Origin of the sequence: Acidisphaera rubrifaciens HS-AP3 (assembly GCF_000964365.1) — a bacterium.
Lineage (GTDB): Bacteria > Pseudomonadota > Alphaproteobacteria > Acetobacterales > Acetobacteraceae > Acidisphaera > Acidisphaera rubrifaciens.
In genome coordinates this window covers 1-4,300 of record NZ_BANB01000711.1, presented here as the reverse complement: position 1 = coordinate 4,300, position 4,300 = coordinate 1, and the positions used below count along the sequence as shown (strand labels likewise).

Annotated in this window: 9 protein-coding genes; 4 read left to right on the top strand and 5 right to left on the bottom strand. The window is 71.5% G+C overall.

Going from position 1 to position 4,300, the window contains the following annotated elements; all coding sequences use genetic code 11:
• The 5 genes from B8460_RS16810 to B8460_RS21180 all read right to left on the bottom strand — a co-directional run.
• A partial coding sequence (locus B8460_RS16810) for a flagellar biosynthetic protein FliR (protein WP_052945277.1) occupies positions 1–730 on the bottom strand: 730 nt, incomplete at its 3' end.
• A complete protein-coding gene (locus B8460_RS16805; protein ID WP_048862768.1) occupies positions 727–999 on the bottom strand; it encodes a flagellar biosynthetic protein FliQ in 273 nt (90 codons plus the stop codon). The genes B8460_RS16810 and B8460_RS16805, both read right to left, overlap by 4 nt.
• A gap of 94 nt (positions 1,000–1,093) precedes the next feature.
• Positions 1,094–1,438 (bottom strand): flagellar hook-basal body complex protein FliE, encoded by a 345-nt coding sequence (gene fliE, locus B8460_RS16800; RefSeq protein WP_084623809.1) that lies wholly within the window; start codon positions 1,436–1,438, stop codon positions 1,094–1,096.
• Positions 1,439–1,440: 2 nt separating this feature from the next.
• On the bottom strand, positions 1,441–1,848 hold the full coding sequence (flgC, locus tag B8460_RS16795) for a flagellar basal body rod protein FlgC (protein ID WP_048862767.1): 408 nt from the start codon (positions 1,846–1,848) through the stop codon (positions 1,441–1,443).
• A 16-nt stretch (positions 1,849–1,864) separates the two neighbouring features.
• Positions 1,865–2,275: a flagellar basal body rod protein FlgB gene (locus tag B8460_RS21180; RefSeq protein WP_048862766.1), complete on the bottom strand. Its 411-nt coding sequence runs from the start codon at positions 2,273–2,275 to the stop codon at positions 1,865–1,867.
• A gap of 90 nt (positions 2,276–2,365) precedes the next feature.
• Between B8460_RS21180 and B8460_RS21175 the strand changes: the two genes are divergently transcribed.
• From B8460_RS21175 to B8460_RS16775, 4 genes are all read left to right on the top strand, one after another.
• Positions 2,366–2,713 carry a hypothetical protein gene (locus tag B8460_RS21175; RefSeq protein ID WP_048862765.1) on the top strand — a complete coding sequence of 116 codons (348 nt, stop codon included), beginning with the start codon at positions 2,366–2,368 and terminating at the stop codon, positions 2,711–2,713.
• Positions 2,714–2,788: 75 nt separating this feature from the next.
• Entirely contained in the window at positions 2,789–3,046 is a 258-nt protein-coding gene (locus B8460_RS16785) for a flagellar biosynthetic protein FliO (protein WP_048862769.1), read from the top strand.
• Complete coding sequence (gene fliP / locus B8460_RS16780; protein WP_048862764.1) at positions 3,043–3,795, top strand: flagellar type III secretion system pore protein FliP; 753 nt, start codon at positions 3,043–3,045, stop codon at positions 3,793–3,795. Before B8460_RS16785 ends, fliP begins: the two co-directional genes overlap by 4 nt.
• Positions 3,796–3,988: 193 nt before the next feature.
• Positions 3,989–4,300 (top strand): hypothetical protein (locus B8460_RS16775; protein ID WP_048862763.1); only part of this gene is annotated, 312 nt, incomplete at its 3' end.

Genomic DNA, 4,300 nt, shown 5'->3' with positions numbered 1-4,300 from the left:
TCAGCAGGCCAAGAAGAACAAGGCCGCCCAGGACCTGTCCCGGCAAGGCCGCGAAATAGATCTGCAACCGCGGCACCAGCCGTGCGAGCAGCGCGAGCCCGACCTGCCACGCCAGACCGGCCAGCACGAAGGGCGCCGCGAGACGCAGGCCGAGCGCGAACGCCGCCTGCGTCGCGTCGGCGACGGTTCTTGCCACGTCGCCGCCCGCCAGCAGCGTCCCCGGCCGGATCACCGCGAAACTGCCGGCCAGCGCCGCCAGCGGCATGGCGTACAGGCCGGACGCCAGCACCATCGCCGGCGCGGCGAGGGCGAAAATGCGGCCGAAGGCGGTCGTCTGCGGCCCCATGGACGGATCGGGCTGCAGCACACTCGAGAGGCCGGTCATCGTCGCGATGAGCTGCCCGGCGATCGGCAGGGCCTGCACCGTCAGCCGGGCGATCCAGCCGAAGAACAGTCCGGTCGCGACCTCCGCCGTCACCTGCGACGCGAACAGCGGCAGGGACGACGGCGGTGCCGGCATGAGGGGGCCCACCGCCGGCACAATGGCCGCCGTCACGGCCAACGCGAGACCGGCACGCACCATGGCCGGGATTTCTGCCTCGCCGAAGCCGGGCAGCAGCAGGATGGCGCACCCGACGCGCGCCAGCGTCAGCAAGAACGCATAGGCAAGCCCCGGCAGCGCGGAGGGTGCGAACGCGGGCATCGCCGCGACGGCGGCGTCGACGCTCACGTCCCGCCGATCGCGATCAGACGATCGAACACGCCGCGCGTGTAATCCTCGAGCGCGCCGACCATGCTCGCGCCGGTCAGGGCCAGGACCGCGGCCAGCGCGATTGCCTTCGGGACGAAGCCGAGCGTGCTTTCGTTGATCTGCGTGACGGCTTGCAGCAGCGACACCGCCACCCCCACCGCCAGCGTCGCCAGAAGCGGCGGTCCCGCGAGGCGCGCGGCGAGCAGGAAGGTCGCGTGCATCAGCGCGACGAGATCGATGTCGGCCATTCGGTGCGCTCCGTCATGGCCTCGCTTCGGGGCCGGAGGGGGATCGAGGGCGGGATGGCCCCCGGGGTGGCCGCGCCGCCGTGCGGTGGCCCGGTCAGATCGGCATCTTCATGATGTCCTGATAGGCCTGCACGACCCGGTCGCGGATGGAGGATGCCGTCTGCAAGGCAAGTTCGGCGCGCGAGACGGCCGTGACGACATCGGTGACGTTGGCCTGTCCGCTCAATGCCCGCATCGTCTGCGCGTCGGCGGCGTGCCCGGCATCGACGACGCCCTGCATCGCCTGTTGCAGAGCGTCGCCGAAGCCCCGACCGAAATCGCCGCGATCGACGCGACCATAGGCGCCGGCCGCGGTCGCGGCGTCGATGCCGGCCGGCGCATCCTGCGCCGAGGGGACGACCGTGACGTTGGGGATCGCGTCGAGGGATGCGTCCGCCATGGCTATTTCAGCATGTCGATCGTGCGGGTGAGCATCGAGCGGGTGGCCTGCAGAACGTTCAGGTTCGCGCTGTAGGTACGCTCGGCCTCGCGCATGTCCATTGCCTCGACGAAGGTGTTGACGTTCGGCTGCTTGACGTAGCCGCGGGCGTCGGCCGCGGGGTTCGACGGGTCATAGCGCAACGGCAGCTCCGTCGGATCGGTCCCGACCGATTTGACGGCGACGGTCGCGACACCCAGCGCGGCGTCCATCCTGTTTTCGAAGGAGACGGTCTTGCGATGATAGGCCTCCGCGCCCGGCGTCGAGCCGGTCGTGTCGGCATTGGCGATGTTTTCGGCAATGACGCGCAGGCGCGTGCTCTGCACGTCCATGCCGCGCGCCGAAATCGTCAGTGCCGTCGCGAGATCCATGAGCTCCCTCCGTGCGTCAGCCGCGGCCCAGCGCCAGCCGGAACAGGCCGAGATATTTACTGTAGAGACCGGTCGCCAGCGCCTGCTGGTTCTGCGTGTCGGCGACGCGGGTAAGTTCCTCGTCGAGCGCCACGCCGTTGCCGTCCACGCCCTGCGCGCCGGTATCGGGCCCGGTCGGGCGCGCATCCGACAGGATGCCGGCCCCTGCCGTGCCCGCCATGTGTCCCGGCCGCGTCAACTCGAGCCGACCGGCGGCGGCCATTTCCGTCGCCCCCGCCAGGCTCGCGGCGAAGGATGGCAGGTCGCGTGGCTGAAATCCGGACGTGTCGGCGTTCGCGATATTCTGCGCGAGCACGGACTGCCGGCGATCCAGCCAGCCGAGACGGCGCGCGGCAAGGTCGAGGATATCGGTTTGCATCGGGTCCATCACGAAACCCAGCCTGCCGCCAAGGGATTGACGAAAGGTGCATGCGCGGCGGCAACGCTTCGTTAAGGCCCGCGTGGTGAACTCCGATCCATGGCCAGCATGGATCCCACCGCCCACACGCGCCAGTCCGCCGTCGACCTCGCCGAGGGTCTGGCGCGCACGCTGCGCATCGCGGAGGCGTTGCATACCGCCCGCCGGCATATCGATCTCGCCGGGCTCGACGATCTGGTCGGACGGCTGTGCGCCCGCGCGCTCGATCTGCCGCCCGAGCAGGGCCGGACGCTTCGACCGTCGCTGGTGGCCCTCTGCGAGCAGGCGGACCGTTTTGCCGACACGTTGCGGGCGACGCCGCCCGATCATGCACCGCCCGGCCATGCGCCGCGCGATCCCGTGCCACGCGGCGGCAGGACGCCCGGCACGCCGCCGCCGGACCATTAGCGGCACGGCAGCGGATCACCCGGCGCACCCGGTGCGCCGAGACCGACACGCAACGGCGGGCAAAAGGGCCGCACGATGCCATCCTCCGTCCTCTCGATGCTCACGGCCGGCGGCGCGCTCGCGCTGGTTCTGGCCTTGATCTGCGTCGCGCAACGCGGCGCGCGCTGGGCAGGCGTGGCCAGGCGGCCCGGCGCGTCGACGCGCCTGCTCGCGCTCGACGAGACGCTCGCGCTCGACACGCGGCGGCGTCTGGTGCTCGTTCGCTGCGGGGAGCGACAATGCCTGCTGCTGACCGGCGGCACGCAGGACGTGCTCCTCGGCTGGCTGCCGTGACCGGGCGGCGTCTCGCGGCCTATCTCGTCGCCGTCGCGTCGGCGCTCGCCGTCGCGGCGCCGGCGGCGGCGCAATCGCTCAACATCGATCTCGGCGGAGCGCAAACGCCCGGGGCGACCGGCAAGCTCGTGCAGCTCACCGCGCTGATCACGGTCCTGTCGCTCGCGCCGTCCCTGCTGGTGATGGTGACCGCGTTCACCCGCATCGTCATCGTGCTGTCGCTGCTGCGCAGTGCTCTCGGCGCGCAGGGCACGCCGCCCAACACGGTGCTGATCGGCCTCGCCCTGTTCCTCACGTTCTTCGTCATGCAGCCGGTGCTCGATCAGGCCTGGACCACCGGCCTGCTGCCGCTCTCGCAGGGCAAGGTGGCGGAGATGGAGGGGTTGCGGCTCGCGGCGGAGCCGTTCCGCCGGTTCATGGCGGCCAACGTGCGTCCGCCGGACCTCGCGCTGTTTACCGACCTCGCGCACCTGCCGCCGCCGCAGGCGGGCGACGCGCCGGCATGGCGGGCGCTGATCCCGGCCTTCATGGTCGGCGAATTGCGGCGGGCGTTCGAGATGGGATTTCTGCTGTTCCTGCCGTTCCTCGTGATCGACATGGTGATCGCCAGCGTGCTGATGAGCCTCGGCATGATGATGCTGCCGCCGAGCGCGATCTCGCTGCCGTTCAAGCTGATCTTCTTCGTCCTGATGGATGGCTGGCGGATGGTGGCCGGCAGCATGGTGCAGAGCTTCGCCGACATGCATTGACCCGCCCGTACGCACCCGCCGATGCCCGTCCGGCCACGCCCAACCCGTTTCGTGGCCGGTCGGATCGCGGTAGGGTGGCCCGGCCGGCGGGCGCCGACGCGGTGGCCGCGCCGCTGGCAGGCGCGGACGGGAGGCGAAGTGGACGGGGGGTGAAGTGGACGGGGGGTGAAGTGGACGGGGGCGGCTTGAGGGCATGGGCTGCACCACGGTGAACGGCCCGGCGACGAACCGGGCGCCGGGGATAGGCTTCGCGGCTATCTGGCGGCGCCGGCGCCTCTGGACCGGGATCGCCGCGCTGGCGGGCATCGTCGCCGCCGCGCTGGCGACGGAGCCTGCGTTCTGGGCGGCCCATGCCACGCCGCTGCGGATCGTTCTGTACGCATGTCAGGCGGCGTTCACGCTGCGCCTGGGCCTTCGGCTCGCGGTCCGGCCGGAAGCGGGGGCGCAGGCCGGCGGCGGCCGGACGGGCCTGATCCTCGATCTCGCCGCCGCCGCCGCCGTGCCG